This is a genomic window from Enterobacter sp. SA197 (assembly GCF_054131575.1).
Window position 1 is genome coordinate 2684718 of sequence record NZ_CP096393.1, and the last position, 13878, is coordinate 2698595.

Consider the following 13878-nt stretch of genomic DNA (forward strand, 5'->3'; position numbering starts at 1 on the left):
CTTACTGCAGTGACCTTTGGGCAAGAACACGCCCTGCCCCTCAGCCATTATTCAAATCCATAATCAGCAAGAGACAAAATCACTACTGCTTTGATAGAAGAGTGCTTCGTCGAAGGTAGTTGTTTTGTGATTCTGAAATTTTTAGAGCTTGAACGTAAAACCCATTTTTCAAAATTGGGCACTTTACGGGTTTTTATTTTTCCATCTTCAAATCTGGAAAGTGCACGGTAAAAACCGGCCCCTACACCGATAGAGAACGCTTCAAGTATAAGGGCGTCAATATCATCACCCACTCCATTTGCCGTGCGAAACTTCATTTGGGCTATGAGGTTCTCTAATTTTTCCGTTGGGAACATGCCTTCTGCTTTGACGTCAAACTCGTCTTCAAACCGGCTCACAACTTTATTAATGGACTGTGAGTGAGCTTCTATTCTGATCTTGTTGTACATGGTCTTACCGTGACTAAAATAGTACCATCATTATGAGCTGTGTATGGCCGGTCAAAAGAGCATCAGATCCGTTAGAATCCATTGACACCATACGCAAAGTATACGCCAATGTTACTACCGACTAGCTTCATATCTATAGGGTAGTCAGGTTAAAATTAAAAAAAGCTTTTTTTCCGCATGAGATTGCTCCTTAACAAAAATTTACAACATGTACTCATGTTTTTCTGCTGTTAAATCCTTTTTCAGCTTCTTCACGAACATGCTCAGATACTTTCATAGTTCTTTGCAATATAGTTCATGAAATGACATAGTCATAAGAAATTATTATTTATTACAAAGAAAATATAGATGCATAATTATTGATGAACAAAACCTTTACTCAATATAAGAGTACCCATTCCAAATATTAATAACCCTCACCTCTTCTCATTACAGTGAATCGCCACGGATAGTCTAGACACTTCCGAACCGTTAATAATACTGGTTTTCATATTCTGTCCGTGACATCTGATCGCCAGAACCATACCGACGCTTACTGTTATAAAACATTTCGATGTAATCAAAAATATCGCTGCGGGCTTCTTCCCGCGTTCCGTAAATCTTTTTCTTTATCCGTTCACGCTTCAGCAATTGGCAAAAGCTTTCTGCAACCGCATTATCGTGGCAGTTACCGCGACGGCTCATGCTGCCCTCCAGTCCGTGTGATTTCAGGAACGACTGCCACTCATGGCTTGTGTACTGCCTGCCCTGACCCGAATGAACCAGCACCTTTTTTTGGGGATTACGCCGCCATACAGCCATCAGCAGTGCGTTCAGGACAATGTCCTTTGTCATCCGGGATTCCATGGGCCAGCCGATAATTTTGCGTGAGAACAGCTCAACAACCACAGCCAGAGACAGTCAGTCTTCGTGAGTCCTGGTATAGGTTATATCGGTTACCCAACGCTCATCCGGAGCATCCGGATTGCATTAATGAAGCCGTTTTCACAATGAGAGCCTCACGACTGTCGCCTGGCGCGGTCTACCGGCCTGGCGGTAAACGTCTAGAAAGATAACGGTAAGGGCGTAAGTGCACTTTCCCCCGAGCCTCATTATTGTCCGGCTAAGGCGAGCCTGATGCCGACCGCGATAAACGCCAGCGCCACGCCCCAACGAATGCATCTCATTGCACGGTGATTTTCCACAATCCTGTGACTTACGCCTGAGGCAAAAATGCCATACAGCGAAAAAACAGCAAACGTCATTGCGGCAAAAATAGCCGACAGCATCAGCATAGTCCGGGTGGGGTGCGTATCATGCACTGCGATAAATTGCGGAAGAAAAGCCAGGAAAAATAATGACAGCTTGGGATTAAGAATATTCGCGACCACGGACTGCTTTATCAGGCTGCAATAAGAGAGCGTTGCACCCCTGGCATCAACCGATAACAGACCTCCGTCGCGTAACGTTTGCCACGCCATATAGAGTAAATAAGCCACCCCCGTATATTTCACAACCGAGAAGAGCAGCGGGCTGGCATGTAATAAAGTGGCGAGCCCCGTAACGGCCGCCAGCATATGGGGCAGCACGCCAAGGGTGCAGCCCGCGGCGGTAACGACAGCTCCCCGGGTGCCCTGCCGGAGACCGGCTGCAAGCGTAATAAGCGTTCCGGCTCCCGGCGACAGAATTATCAGTAAAGATGTCACCAGGAAGTCGTTTTCAATCATCATAAATTAAGCCTCACCGCGAGCTGAAAAAGGATTTTCAGTATCCGAATAAGGCCTGTTCGGGTCTTGAATAAAATTGCAGGGTGGTCAGTGCCAGATTCAGCGCCAGTGCTGCGCGAAACGCCCCGGTGTATAACCAAAACTGCGCATGAAAAGACGTGTCATGTGGCTCTGATCGGCAAATCCGGCAGCGGCGGCCGTTTCAGAAAGAGGCATGCCACCAGCGATAAGTTTACGTACCAATCCTAACCGCCGCTGCAGCAGATATGCATGAGGCGTCATTCCACTATACCGCTTAAAGGCGCGCAGGAACTGAAACTGACTGACTCCCGCGCAAGCCGCCAGTTCAGCAAGGGTAACAGCATGTGCCGGGTCGTCATCCATTCTTTCTCTGGCAAAGGCAATGCTTTTTAACGGCAGGTTTTCCTGATGCACGGCGAACTCAGACAGCGTCGACACAATAAGTATTAACGCCTCATCCGCCGCCAACTTTGCCACATCGCCTTCGCCCAGAACCACCGCGTTATATAAGCGGGCGAAGTTTGCCGCCACGTTGTGGTCGGTGAGTACTGGTTGGGTAAATTCCCGGCAGTGGCATTTCCCCTCGCTAATCGCGAGGATGTTGCGATTGATAAGTTCAGGATCAACATAAAGCATCCGCCAGGCGCGGGGGCCGCAGAGTGGGCTCCCGTCATGGACCTCACCGGGATTCACGGTAATAATATCGCCCGCTTTTGACTCAACCTTACCGCGTCCGCTCAGTGATTTTTGCGCGCCGCTGTCCATGAAACCGATGCCGAACTGGTCATGCGTATGGCGGCCAAATGCAAAGTCACTGTCGGCGCTTACCGCCTCTATCCCGGGAACGGAAACCGGGACAAGCTCTACGGCGTGTTGTCGCATGGTGTCAGCCTTTTTCCTGGCGCAAACGATCGTGTTGTGCCATCTCGTAGTCAATGAATGCGTCTATCATCGCCCGGTAGATTTTCTCAATGATCGCTTCGGGAAGTCCTGTCTGCGCGGCTTTGCCACGAACTTTATCGATGACCTGCTGTACGCGATCCGGGGCGCGAACCGCCGCATGATCGGTCTTGAAGCTGGCGGCAGCGCTAACGCATCTGGCACGTTGAGTTATAAGGTTAACCAGCTCACTGTCAATCTGATCGATCTCTTTTCTGACTTCTTCGATGGTAGAAAAATGCACGCTATGAACCCTTAAACTAGTACAAGAGTTCACAAGGATAGCTTAACGCCTGATAAAGCGCAGCAAAAAAAGGCGTCTTCCTACCCTTGTCCCCGGTTTCTGAAAAGGAAACCCACCTTGAACATTAGCGTTTTTTGATCACCGCAAAATAGCTTAGCCACTGCCTGCCGGGGATGTTTTCCGCAGCACCGTTTACGGTTTCAGCCTCAAACTCATGCAATGACTCAACGATAAAGCGCGCCCGGAAAGTCTCAAAAATTTCATCAGCGTTAACCCCCGCATCGTCCTCACTCGCTTTTTTACAGGTCAGAATATAGAGTCGCCCATTATCGTTAAGTAATTTTTCAACGATATCGAGGTAAGCCGCTTTTCTCATCTCATCGCCTGAAAAGATATGGAACAGGCCGCTGTCGATAATGGTCTGAAACTTCCGATCCCAGTTACCTATAGTGAAGAAATCTTCAACCATAAAGTCGATATCAAGACCAGCCGCCTTCGCTTTCGCCCTCGCCCGCACGACAGCTTCTTCAACAAAATCAATCCCGGTCACCTGCTCACCACGCGCAGCAAAATACGCGGCAAGCGTACCCGTACCACAACCAATATCCAAAACTGGCCCGCGTATATCCGCCGCGTGCTCAATGAAAGGCTTTTGTGGGCGACCGGTATCCCATACTGGCCTGGCATTATCGGCATAATGCTCTCTGAAGCCTGCCTGATGGGCTTTACTGTCGATCGTGCTCATGACTGTTTTCCTTTTTTGTAGTCACTGATATAGGCGTTCGCTCCTTGTGCACGTGCGCTGTGTTCCTCCGGATGGTGTTGGGCCTGGGCGTTCTCCTCCCGGCGCAGGTTATACATATGAATGGCGCCATCCAACGCCCTGCGGATAACCGCGCCGAGTGGGACATCTATGCCGAGCTCCTCTTCTAACTGTTCCTTCCAGTCTGTAAAAACCTTCAGTTGCTCATCCGTCAACCGTACGGTGACGACATTACTTTTTCTGCTCATCTTTGTCTCATCTTCAGGGTGCAAGTAATGTATACAATGTATACATTACTTGCGAAATAAGCAACAGCCCTTTTTTAATGCATTTTTTCAAGAAGAAACCAGGAGTGAAGGAGAGGGCCATCGCATGACATTGGGTTGCAGAAATCATTTTCCCTTATTAGACAAAGAGGCGTTAAGCGCACAACATGGACGGCACGCTCGCGGTCAGAGGTGTAGATTTCGCACGGTAGATCTTCAACAGGAAAGGCAATGAATATTATCGATATCATCATGTCAGCAGGGAAAGCCTCTGTTGATGTCGCGCTTTATACTCTCATCCCCGTTATGATCATTATGCTCATCGTAATGAAGTATCTCGAAGCGAAAGGGGTAGTGGATGCCGTCGTTCGACTCACCTCCCCGGTCCTCAGGCCCTTTGGCATTTCAGGGATGGCTGTTTTTGCGCTGATCCAGCTTAATTTCGTGAGCTTTGCCGCCCCCATTGCCGCGCTGGCGATGATGGAAAAACGCGGCACCCCGGAGCGCCAGCTGGCTGCGGCACTGGCGATGCTCTTTGCTATGGGGCAAGGCAATGTCTTTTACCCTTTGATCCCCTTCGGTTTGCACTGGGGAAGCGCCATCTGCATTTCTGTCCTGGGGGGATTGATTGCCGCCGCGTCTACATACCATCTCTTTGGCAAAAAGCTCTCAATGACAGGCGCAGACAGCGACGCGCCGGAAACGCCGAACGATAAAAGCGCAGCCGGACTCATCAGCATAATTAATGGTGCCGGCGCTGACGCAATACGTCTGGCCCTGGGATCGCTACCTATGCTGCTACTCTCCCTGACCGTCGTCGGCGTGCTCAAAGAGGCCGGTTTCATCACCCTGCTCACCACCCTGTTTTCTCCGGTTCTGGCCTGGTGCAATATTCCGGAGGTTTACATTCTGCCGACGCTGACCAAATTTCTGGCGGGTGGCACCGCCTATTTCGGCGTCATTTCTGAATTACTCAAAAAAGGGCTGGTGACGCCGGAACAGGTAAATGCTTCCGCAGGTTTCCTGATCCAGACCTTTGATTTGCCAGGTGTGGGGATCTTTTTAGGCATTGCCAGCCGGTTTGTCAGACTTTTCCGCTATGTCATACCGGGGGCCATTGTAGGTATCGCGGTGCGCACACTCATCCACGCTTGCCTGTTCTGAGCTTACTTCCGCCTGGCTGAACCTGTCATGACAGCGGCAGGTTCAGCCATTCGCCCCTTCATTCACCCTGCGGGCCACGCAGCATAGCGGGCACGCGCAAATCCCTGGGGTTCGTCGTCGGTGGTCGTTAATGAGTTAATGCTTTGTTTCGCGCTATTCCAGTCGTCGGCTATCCGGAATTACCGCAGTAAGTGGGGTGCAGAAAACGTGCTACGCCAAATGGCACGGCACGTTGAATGTCAGAAATTTTTGTCAATTGATAGGGTAATATTTCTCTGCTGGTAGTCGTAAAAATCAATATTGCTGTTGACCCGCTTATAGGTAAAGTTCAGTTTTGGCATCACGCCAAAGAAATAGAGATCCCGGTGCCAGAGCGACAAATTATAGAGCTGCTCTGTGTCCTTTCTGCGCGTAAGGAAAATATCGTTATTGCCGAGATAGCGTCGCTCAGAGAGGGCGGCTGTGGTCGCAAAAGAGATCTGCCACGGCAGGTCAACCTGGACGCCACTTCGCAGGCCGAAGCGGTGGTTAGACTCGCTGCGGGCAAAGGTCTGCTGGTCGAGTAGATCGAAACCGGCAAAGCCCGAGACACGATCGCTGAAGGCATGAGAGAGGGTGGTTGATGAATATCGATTATGTCCGCGTAAAAAATGATAGTCGGCGTCATCGTAATCCAGCTTTTGATACTCAAGCGCCTGACTGACCTGCCAGGTGGGCGAGATTAAATAACTGTACTCGGCGCGAACACCGGGGCCAGAAGAGTAATCCTCAGTGCCATACCATCGCTTTTCATAAAAAGGCAGCACGGCAAATTGTTGACGAAAATTACGCCACTGATAGCCCGCATAGGCACGACTGGTTACATCATCAAAGTCATGGTTATTCCAGTAACTTTTACCATAAACGGTACCCAAAAAGCGTAAACCATGCTGATCGTGAAGTTGCACATCTTTTTGCAGCGATCCGCTAAACCATACGCCTTCGCCTCGCTGCGGAAAACTGTCTTTATTACGAATAAACAGACGGTCGCCAATACGGATGGTTTTCCCCGAGGAGGCATTATTGACATTACTGTCATTCAGATAACTAACGCTTATCGCCCCCGTTAACGCCCCTCCCTTCTGAATACGTTCAAGATAGTAGGCAATGACGTGCTGAATATTCTCAGGCGGGTCACTTTGTAATACCCGGCGGAATTGATAATCGGCCGCGTCGTATTGATGGTTTTCATACATCGCACGGGCCAGATCCAGGCGTACCGCAACAAAATCAGGATGGGCGCTCAGAATGGCGCGATAGTGTGAAATGGCTTCGTCGTACTGCCCCTGACTACGGGCGAGACCCGCTTTTGCAAAGTGAACCAGCACGGGATCCGGGTCTGGCGATGAGGTATAGACAGGTAAAATTGCCTGCACCATCGGCCATTTTTCTTCGCGAACCGCCTGGTCAAGCAGCGCCATCGCAAGCGCTGGCTGCTCCGCCAGTTGGGCATTGGTGACATGGCGCATCCCCTCATTCATCGAAGACGGGTTCGCCGGTGTGGTCAGGCGTTCAAAGTGGGGAGCGGCAGGAATGGCATTGGTATCCGGTGGTGCAGCAAAGGCAACGCTAAGCGGGCACAGCAACGTGACTGCGCCAGTACGCAACATATTCATAGAAGAACTTACCATCAGAAGGTCCGGTCAGACGCGCTGACCGGAAAACGATTTATTGACGCGTTGCGCCAAAGGATGCGTTTTTAGTGGTGTCTGCAAACTGTGCAAGCCCGCCCAACTCTTCTGCTGTGGGGCCATTGAAGTGCCCGGAGAAGGTTCCCGCCTGGCCACCCGACTGCGCATTACCGGTAAAGCCACCGTTGGCAATGGTGCCCTGCATCGCAACATCACTACCGAAGGTATCACTCGCCGCAATGGTGCCGTTGATGGTTTTTGCCGCGAAATCGACATTAAAGCTGGCATCACTGAGGTTGCTTTCACGCATACCGTGACCCACATAGGTTGCCGTGCCCTGGGTCGGCACATTGGCCGCCAGTGTCGCATCTCCGGTGTAAAATACCTCGTGCTGACCTTTCTCGTAATTCGTCCAGGTACCAAACGTGGTGTAACTCATTCGTCCGCAGCACCAGGAGGTAGAGGAGACCGGACTCTTGTCATCCCGGGTCAGCCTCTCGGTCCACACCAGACCTGCGGAGAGACCCGTTCCGCGCATAACATATTCACGACCTTCAGGAGTGGTGTAGGTCCAGCCATAAATGGTACCACCGGTTGCCAGGCTCACCGGCGCAGAAGATGGAGCAGGCGCAGGCGCAGGCGTGCTGGCATTACCGTCCGTATTGCCCGTGTCGGTTTGTACCGGTGCTGTTGTTGCTGGTGGTGTACTGTCACCGCCGCCACCACCCCCGCCGCCACCGCCTCCACATGCCGTGAGAATGAAAGCAGTCAGTAACAAGCCAGGTTTAAAAATCCCCATAAGCTATACGTCCTTGGTTGTGAATAAATTCGCGAAATTTGTAACATAATTTTTGCAAATGAATTTACGCCAAAAAAGATGCCTTCTCTAGAAAATATGCCCTGAGGGCAATAATTCTAAGATTAGTCTTAACAACGAGTTAGTTATTAGATAGCGTTCTCTGCCTTATTAAAAGCAATTTAGCTTAGGGACCAATCTGCGCAGAAAACAGACAAATAATATACAACACCCATAATATTGATGACCAAATCGCCAGACTGTGAAATTTGCCCATGAGAGTCTTTACATTTTTTTCAAGATTTATTATTTTTTTTAACGAAACAATCCTGAACTTATTTTAAACCCCTGAAAAAGGAATAACGTATGCGTCAGACTGAGTTCAAACAACAAGCCACTTCTGCAGTTGTCGGGTATTTTGCTCGTGCCTCGTTGCCTTCTCAGCAGCAGACGCTTGGACAAATTACCCGTGAAATCCTCTCCGCAGGAGAGCGCCTGAACCGTAAAGCACTCTGTGACAAGCTGCTTGCAAAACTGGGTAACTCAACTGACCCTGCAACGGGAAAACATTACCAGGAGCTGCTCAACCTCCTGTTTATCTGATGGGAAATCGGATTGCGTTGCATTCTGGCGCGTCGATGTAAGGCCAGTGCAGGCTTAGCCTCACTGGCTTAAAAGCTCTGAGAAGTGATGGCGTCAGGATATTTCTACAAGGGAAAAAACTGGCATTCAGAGATACGGTTATGTACAGAAGTGAAGAAGAGATCCAGACGGATATCATCGTCGGTGAAGCCGTGATGGAACTGTTGAACGAAGGGGCGGCGATAACCCAGTCCGCTCTGCTTCAACAATTACGCAAAATGGCACGCGACGAAAAAGATAGCGCCCGTAAAGCGGCGTTAACCCTGGCGCTGGCAGAAATTCGCGACAGTATTACGGCCCTTAATCATTCATCAGGTGAGCCTCACCTGCCGAAACGGGATGACGTATCCAGCCGTAATACGAAACATTAATTTTTTGTCCTGAAGGACAGTGGCAACACCGGTGAGTCCAGGCAGAGCTCCCAGATAATAAGGAAAAATTCATGCGTCAGCACACAGCACAAGCAGCCCTGATTAACTTTTTTCACAGCGCGGGAGAGCGACTGGCCGAAGAGACCGAGATGCTCGGCATGGCCGTCAGAACGCTTATTGCCAGGGGCGTCCCCGTTACGAATAAAGCCATCATCCTTCAGCTCATCGCCGACATTGAGAACGCGCAAAGCGCTGCAAGAGTGAATGTGCTTCGCCAGACGCTTGATATTGTCGTAGGTCGCACACCTGACGATATCTGAATCACGCCTTCTTATCGCCTGTGCGGGAACGTGAGCGCTCCCGCTTATCCTTCGGTGACAACCTACTCCTCTTTGCTCACCCGTCTGTGAGACTACCCGCCCTCACCCAGGCTTAACTATAACGTCGTCTCCTGTGTGACTCGCTCCTGCTCTGCACGCCGGGTCGACCACCAGCACAACAGCGATCCCAGACTCACCATCGCCGCCCCCTGCCAGAATGCCAGTGAGAGCGAAGCATCAAGCATAACGGCGGCAATAAAGGCGGATATCACCGGAATAAAATAGGAGGCCGCAGCCAGCAAGGTCACATTACCGTGCAGAATTCCGACATTCCAGGCGGCGTAACCAAAACCCATTGCCATTGCCGCCATCACCAGATGCACAATGACCCGCAGGTTGAATTGCATGGCGGGCTGAGGCGCGCTGAAGAATTTAAGCCACAGGGCCAGGGAAACCAGAATAAAAAAGAACGTGACGCCATTTGCCCCCTGCGCCATTCTCTGCGTCACTACACAGTAGACGGCCCAGATAACGGCGCCGCTTAACGCCAGGCCATAACTGAGCGGGTTTGAAGTGAGGTTGGCGGCAATTTGCCCGAGATCAAACCCCTGTTCACCGCCTAAAACGCGACAAATACCGGCAATCGCCAATAGTATTCCCGGCACAATAAACAGACTGACCGGCTTTCTGTTGACCATCACGGCCAGTAAAATCGTCAACCCAGGCCAGAGGTAATTAACCAGCCCGACTTCTATTGCCTGAGTGGCGGTATTCGCAAAACCCAGCGACAACGACAGGCAGAGCTCATACGCCACAAACAGCAGACTGCCCGTAATAAGATAGCGTCGTGGAAACGTACGCAGGTTCGGCATCCCTACGCAAAACAGCAGCAGCAACGAACTTACGGAGTAAATCATCGCCGCGCCCCCTACCGCGCCAAGCCCTTCACTGACGCTGCGAATCAGCCCGACAATGGTGCTCCAGAGCAGAATGGCGAGGAGTCCCGTCATCGTTGCTTTTTTGTAGTTCATTCCCTTCCCTCTCAGGGCCTTTAACATCTGCCCTTGATACCTGGCTTAAGTGTTAAATCGCCGTTAAAAATGTATGAAGATCTCCGCCCACCCGGTCACACTGAGGTCATGATGGCCTCATTCATTCGCCAGGGCGACCGCAAGAAAAGGTACAACATAAAGTTTCCCCCGTCATTACCTTACACCATCTATATGATTTATTTAGCTAAATATCCAGTCAGGTAATTAATGTTGCTCCCTATCGAGCTCAGTCCATTTTTTGCGGTAGTACCCAAAAAAATTGAGGATACGTGGCAAAGCCTGCTGAATTTTTTAACATCGAGCCCTCGCCATGCGCTCTGTGACCCGCGGTAACGCGCCTGTTCCTGATGCCTGAACACCACCCCTGTCTATACTTCCCACTACAGCACCCGGCAACGGGTGAGAAACCCATCTGACAGGGAGACCTGCATGACACAAACTTCGACGCTCAGCGATCAGGATGTTCAGTTAATAAACCGCTACTGGCGGGCCGCCAATTATCTTTCCGTTGGCCAGATTTACCTGATGGATAATCCATTGCTGCGCGAACCGTTGAAAGCTGAACACATTAAACCGCGCCTGCTTGGTCACTGGGGCACCACGCCCGGTCTTAACTTTATTTACGCGCATCTGAACCGGGTTATCCGTTCCCGCGACCTCAATATGATTTACATCTGCGGGCCGGGACATGGTGGACCCGGTATGGTCGCCAACACCTGGCTTGAGGGGAGTTACAGTGAGATTTATCCGCACGTTGGTCAGAACAGTGACGGCATGAAGACGCTTTTCCGCCAGTTCTCATTCCCCGGCGGAATTCCAAGCCATGCTGCTCCGGAAACCCCTGGTTCGATCAACGAAGGCGGCGAGCTCGGTTACTCACTCTCCCATGCCTTTGGTGCGGTGTTCGATAACCCCTCCCTGATTGCCGCCTGTGTCATTGGCGATGGCGAAGCTGAAACCGGACCACTCTCCTCCAGCTGGCACGGGATCAAGTTTCTTAACGCCGCGCGCGATGGGGCAGTGCTGCCGATTTTGCACCTCAACGGCTACAAAATCGCGAACCCCACGCTCCTCGGCCGCATTTCGGATGAGGATCTGGATCATCTCTTTCGGGGTTATGGTTATGAACCCTACCGGGTAAGCGGCGACGAACCGGAGGCAATGCATCGCCAGATGGCGCAGACGCTGGAAAAGGCGCTGGACGATATACGCGACTATCAGCAGGCCGCCAGAAAAGGTGAATCAGCCGGTGCTGCCCGCTGGCCCATGATAATTCTGCGCAGTCCCAAAGGCTGGACCGGACCGGCCACGGTGGATGGTAAGAAAGTTGAGGGTTTCTGGCGTGCTCACCAGGTGCCCGTTTCGTCGTGTCGGGAAAATGAGGAACATCGTCGGATTCTGGAACAGTGGATGAGGCAGTATGAGCCTGACGATCTTTTCGACCAGCAGGGTGCCCTCAAACCCGAACTGCGCGCACTGGCCCCGGAGGGGGATAAACGCATGGGGGCATCGCCCTGGGCAAATGGTGGCAGGCTGCGCAAAGCGCTACTAACGCCACAACTCAGTGATTATGCCGTTGAGGTGGCATCTCCAGGTGAGACGCAGGCAGAATCTACGGCGGCGCTCGGGGCTTATCTGGCGGGTATTTTTGAGCGTAACCAGGATAATTTTCGCCTTTTCGGGCCTGATGAGACCGCGTCAAACCGACTGAGCCATGTCTTTGACGTCACCAGTCGTACCTGGCAGCTTCCGGTTGAAGATTATGACGAGCAGCTGGCCGCCGATGGTCGGGTGATGGAAATACTCAGTGAGCATCAGTGCCAGGGCTGGCTGGAAGGTTATCTGCTCACCGGTCGCCACGGCTTATTCAACTGTTATGAAGCGTTTATACATATTGTCGATTCCATGTTTAACCAGCATGCGAAGTGGCTTAAAGTCACACGGAAGCTGCCGTGGCGCGAGCCAATTTCATCATTAAATTATCTGCTCTCTTCCCACGTCTGGCGCCAGGATCATAACGGCTACAGTCATCAGGATCCCGGTTTTATTGACCATGTAGCCAATAAAAAAGCCGATATTGTACGTATCTATCTGCCGCCGGATGCCAATACCCTGCTTTGCGTGGCCGATCACTGCCTCAATACCTGGGATCGCATTAACGTCATCATCGCTGGTAAACAACCCGCGCCGCAGTGGCTGACACTCGTGGAGGCGGCCGAGCATGTCGCTGCCGGTATGGGGGTATGGCGCTGGGCGGGTACGGTAGCGGAAGGCGAAACCCCGGATCTGGTGATGGCCTGTGCCGGTGATGTACCAACAATGGAGGCGCTCGCGGCCGTCGACCTTCTGCGCAACGCATGTCCGCAGCTAAGGATTCAGGTGGTCAATGTGGTGGATCTTATGGCGCTTCAGCCCCCTGAGCAGCACCCGCACGGCGTGAGTGATGAAACCTTTGAGGCCCTGTTTACGGCGGATAAGCCGGTTATCTTTGCCTTCCACGGTTATCCCAGCCTCATTCACCGCCTGACCTGGCAACGCGCCGGCCAGCGCAATTTTCACGTGCATGGGTTTATGGAAGAAGGCACCACCACCACACCTTTTGATATGACGGTAATGAATGAACTGGACCGCTTCCATCTGGCCCAGGATGCCATTCAGCGCGTGTATGGTCAGGAGGGGCAAGCTGCAGCAATACTGGATGATCTGCAGGAGAAAATAGCTGCCCATCATCAGTATGTGCGGGAATACGGGGAAGACTTGCCGGAAGTACGTAACTGGAAATGGCCCTCAGCCCAGGGCGAAGGTGATGCACCGGAATAGTTCCATGTGCTGATGCTGACGAGCAGTACAATAAGCGGCACCCGCTGGCGCAGGTTTTTATGACCTGCGCTTTTTTTATCGGTGCACGAACGTTTACCCAGGACTTGTCTCAAATAACCATAAAAAACGCTAATGTCAGCCAGATGCTGAACGTAAGTTTATGTCAGTTTTTGTCTAAAAATCTCATCCTGAGTGCATAACGAGCACCAATGATAACAGATGTTATTATTTCAAAAGCACTTAACGTTGCTTAACTGCTTTATTTACTGAGATATATATCAAATACGTTCATAAAAATCGCCTGAAAATTATATTCAGGAAACAAGCGAAGCGGCGGTTATTTCTGAATGTAACCGCTTCCCCTGCCGTTTGACTTATTCCATTCCCCGACTAGTTTTAGATACGGACACCGACGACATGAGATGCTAAATATGTCGTTTATTTAAACAACGAAACTGGAGAAATAACATGGCTGAACATCGTGGCGGTTCTGGTAATTTCGCAGAAAATCGTGAAAAAGCATCTGAAGCAGGTCGCAAAGGTGGTCAACGCAGCGGCGGTAATTTTAAAAATGACCCGCAGCGTGCATCTGAAGCCGGTAAAAAAGGCGGTCAACAAAGCCATGGCGGTGGCCGTAAATCGGGAGAGTAATATA

The 13878-nt window shown here is 51.2% G+C and carries 15 protein-coding genes and 1 pseudogene; 6 read left to right on the forward strand and 10 right to left on the reverse strand.

The annotated features are described in order from the left end of the window. Window positions 1-47: 47 nt before the first annotated feature. The 7 genes and pseudogenes from M1D91_RS12515 to M1D91_RS12545 form a co-directional block, all read right to left on the reverse strand. On the reverse strand, window positions 48-449 hold the full coding sequence (locus M1D91_RS12515; RefSeq protein ID WP_437432880.1) for a hypothetical protein: 402 nt from the start codon (window positions 447-449) through the stop codon (window positions 48-50). Between the two features lie 471 nt (window positions 450-920). After that, window positions 921-1409 (reverse strand): annotated as a pseudogene (locus M1D91_RS12520) (IS3 family transposase); the annotation flags it as partial. Between the two features lie 131 nt (window positions 1410-1540). Beyond that, entirely contained in the window at window positions 1541-2155 is a 615-nt protein-coding gene (locus M1D91_RS12525; protein WP_437432942.1) for a LysE family translocator, read from the reverse strand. 99 nt (window positions 2156-2254) lie between these two features. Continuing rightward, on the reverse strand, window positions 2255-3058 hold the full coding sequence (locus M1D91_RS12530) for an AraC family transcriptional regulator (RefSeq protein WP_437432881.1): 804 nt from the start codon (window positions 3056-3058) through the stop codon (window positions 2255-2257). A 4-nt stretch (window positions 3059-3062) separates the two neighbouring features. Next, window positions 3063-3359 (reverse strand): chorismate mutase, encoded by a 297-nt coding sequence (locus M1D91_RS12535; RefSeq protein WP_437432882.1) that lies wholly within the window; start codon window positions 3357-3359, stop codon window positions 3063-3065. 124 nt (window positions 3360-3483) lie between these two features. After that, window positions 3484-4104: a class I SAM-dependent methyltransferase gene (locus M1D91_RS12540; RefSeq protein ID WP_437432883.1), complete on the reverse strand. Its 621-nt coding sequence runs from the start codon at window positions 4102-4104 to the stop codon at window positions 3484-3486. After that, window positions 4101-4370: a hypothetical protein gene (locus M1D91_RS12545; protein WP_437432884.1), complete on the reverse strand. Its 270-nt coding sequence runs from the start codon at window positions 4368-4370 to the stop codon at window positions 4101-4103. The genes M1D91_RS12540 and M1D91_RS12545 overlap by 4 nt, the downstream gene beginning before the upstream one ends. 249 nt (window positions 4371-4619) lie before the next feature. Between M1D91_RS12545 and M1D91_RS12550 the strand changes: the two genes are divergently transcribed. Beyond that, a complete protein-coding gene (locus tag M1D91_RS12550) occupies window positions 4620-5552 on the forward strand; it encodes a nucleoside recognition domain-containing protein (protein WP_437432885.1) in 933 nt (310 codons plus the stop codon). Between the two features lie 239 nt (window positions 5553-5791). Here M1D91_RS12550 and M1D91_RS12555 read toward each other — a convergent pair whose 3' ends face one another. Both M1D91_RS12555 and M1D91_RS12560 read right to left on the reverse strand, forming a co-directional pair. Further along, window positions 5792-7222: a surface lipoprotein assembly modifier gene (locus M1D91_RS12555; protein ID WP_437432886.1), complete on the reverse strand. Its 1431-nt coding sequence runs from the start codon at window positions 7220-7222 to the stop codon at window positions 5792-5794. A gap of 37 nt (window positions 7223-7259) precedes the next feature. Next, the gene (locus M1D91_RS12560; RefSeq protein WP_437432887.1) at window positions 7260-8021 is read right to left on the reverse strand and encodes a Slam-dependent surface lipoprotein; all 762 of its coding nucleotides are present in this window, start codon (window positions 8019-8021) and stop codon (window positions 7260-7262) included. Between the two features lie 363 nt (window positions 8022-8384). Here M1D91_RS12560 and ycgZ point away from each other — a divergent pair, with 363 nt between their 5' ends. From ycgZ to M1D91_RS12575, 3 genes are all read left to right on the forward strand, one after another. After that, a complete protein-coding gene (ycgZ, locus tag M1D91_RS12565) occupies window positions 8385-8621 on the forward strand; it encodes a regulatory protein YcgZ (protein WP_437432888.1) in 237 nt (78 codons plus the stop codon). Window positions 8622-8761: 140 nt separating this feature from the next. Then, window positions 8762-9031 (forward strand): hypothetical protein, encoded by a 270-nt coding sequence (locus tag M1D91_RS12570; protein WP_437432889.1) that lies wholly within the window; start codon window positions 8762-8764, stop codon window positions 9029-9031. A 71-nt stretch (window positions 9032-9102) separates the two neighbouring features. Next, a complete protein-coding gene (locus M1D91_RS12575) occupies window positions 9103-9351 on the forward strand; it encodes a biofilm development regulator YmgB/AriR family protein (RefSeq protein WP_437432890.1) in 249 nt (82 codons plus the stop codon). Window positions 9352-9467: 116 nt separating this feature from the next. On the opposite strand, the gene yddG is transcribed toward M1D91_RS12575, so the two are convergent. Then, on the reverse strand, window positions 9468-10382 hold the full coding sequence (gene yddG / locus M1D91_RS12580; protein ID WP_437432891.1) for an aromatic amino acid DMT transporter YddG: 915 nt from the start codon (window positions 10380-10382) through the stop codon (window positions 9468-9470). A gap of 450 nt (window positions 10383-10832) precedes the next feature. On the opposite strand from yddG, the gene M1D91_RS12585 reads away from it, so the two are divergent. Then, window positions 10833-13223, forward strand: a complete 2391-nt coding sequence (locus tag M1D91_RS12585; protein ID WP_437432892.1) for a phosphoketolase family protein — start codon at window positions 10833-10835, stop codon at window positions 13221-13223. Between the two features lie 468 nt (window positions 13224-13691). Continuing rightward, window positions 13692-13874, forward strand: coding sequence for a con-10 family general stress protein (locus tag M1D91_RS12590; RefSeq protein WP_437432893.1), 183 nt, complete (start codon window positions 13692-13694; stop codon window positions 13872-13874). The last annotated feature ends 4 nt before the right edge of the window (window positions 13875-13878 follow it).